Consider the following 1,216-nt stretch of genomic DNA (forward strand, 5'->3'; position numbering starts at 1 on the left):
CCTTTCAAGGCGCGGATCGCGCGCCCTTCGCGCGAGTCGAGCAGGTTGTGGGTGGTGAGCATGCCCAGCAGCAGGAAGGCCCAGATCAGGTAGAAGATCTCGCCGCCGCCATCGAGCGTCCAGCCGAACAACTCGATGGGCGGAATGCCGGTGATGCCGGTGTGCCCGCCCAGGCTTTGCATGGTGCCGAACAGGAAGTACAGGCTGATGCCCCAGGCGATCGTACCCAAGGGCAGGAAATGGCCCGACAGCTTGAGCGTGAGCGAACCCAGCAGGACCGCCACGGCAGCGGTAATGAGCAAGCCCGCCACAAGCGTGAGCCAGGGCGAAGCCCCCACCCAGGCCAGCCAGGCCGGCAGGTCCGTCGCCGTGGTCAGCGCAGCGGTGGTGTAGGCCCCCAGGCCGACGAAGGCCGCCTGGCCAAAGCTCGTGAGCCCGCCCACGCCGGTGAGCAGCACCAGGCCGAGGGCGACCATCGCATACAGGCCGATGTAGTTGAGCAGCGTCACGTAGTACGGCGAAAGGATCGCCGGCACCATCAACAGCAGGGCAAGGAAGGCCCCCAGCACCAGACGGTCGGTTCTCATTCTTCCTCCTCCACGTGGTGGCTGGTCAGCGAACGCCACAGCAGCACGGGGATGATTAGCGTAAACACGATGACTTCCTTGTACGCGCTGGCCCAGAATGAAGCGAAGGCTTCGAGCAACCCGACTGCAATGGCGCCAAGCGCGGCGATCGGGTAGCTGGCCAGGCCGCCGATGATGGCGGCAACGAAGCCCTTGAGCCCGATCAGGAATCCGGTGTCGTAATAGATGGTGGTGATTGGGGCGATCAGCACGCCCGAGAGCGCGCCAATGAAAGCGGCCAGGAAGAAGGTGAGCTTGCCGGCAAGCGCGGGCGAGATCCCCATCAACTGCGCCCCGACGCGGTTGATCGCGGTTGCGCGCAAGGCCTTGCCGTACAGCGTGCGTTCGAAGAACTGGTAGAGCGCCACGATCAGCAGCACCGACACCACCAGCACCCAGATCGTCTGCCCCGTCACCATCAGCGGGCCGAGATCGAAGCTGAGCTCGCTGAAGGCCGGCGTTCTGTGCCCCTCGGCGCCGAAGAACAGCAGCCCCAGGCCCACCATCGCGATATGCAGGGCCACGGACACGATCAGCAGGATCAGCACCGGCGCAGAGGCGATCGGCTGGTACATCAGGCGGTACATCAT

General features: G+C 65.0%; 2 protein-coding genes. Both read right to left on the bottom strand.

Annotated elements, in window-relative coordinates; all coding sequences use genetic code 11:
• On the bottom strand, nucleotides 1–587 hold a 587-nt coding region (locus B447_RS21515; protein ID WP_004249321.1), incomplete at its 3' end, for a branched-chain amino acid ABC transporter permease.
• A partial coding sequence (locus B447_RS21520; protein WP_004249322.1) for a branched-chain amino acid ABC transporter permease occupies nucleotides 584–1,216 on the bottom strand: 633 nt, incomplete at its 5' end. The genes B447_RS21515 and B447_RS21520, both read right to left, overlap by 4 nt.

The organism is Thauera sp. 27 (genome assembly GCF_000310125.2).
Classification (GTDB): Bacteria; Pseudomonadota; Gammaproteobacteria; order Burkholderiales; family Rhodocyclaceae; genus Thauera; species Thauera mechernichensis.